The sequence below is a fragment of the Stenotrophomonas sp. AGC87 genome (assembly GCF_057333975.1).
This window is the reverse complement of the sequence record NZ_JBHFHW010000001.1, coordinates 27,601-28,030: the sequence shown is the minus strand read 5'-3', so window position 1 is coordinate 28,030 and position 430 is coordinate 27,601.

Sequence of the window (430 nt, the reverse complement as noted above, 5' to 3'; positions counted from 1 at the left end):
GCGGCATACGGTCCCGCCAACCCACCCGTGCCCACCCTTTGACAATGGGCTGGTGCGCAACGGAAAAGCGGCACCGCGGCGTCGGCTCTTGATCTGCTCGCCTTTGATCTGCTCGGCGTTGATCCGCCCAGCTTGATCGGCTCAGCGTTGCTTTGCTCTGCCTCACAGACGCCGCGCCAGTTCGCTCGACGTGCTTGGCTACGCTCTGTCGTGGCTGCGCTCTGTCATGTCCACGCTTCGACCGTCGTTGCTTCCACCGGATCAATACGCTTGGCGCAGCAGCAATGGCGCCGAAGTGCCGAGCCGCTCGTCGCTTTGACCTTGGCCACCAGCCCACTGTCGGAGGCGGGGGGGGGGGGGGGGGGGGGGGGGGGGGGGGCCATGGATGGCGGCATATGAGCCCCCATGGATGGGTTCACGGCGGGTCCCG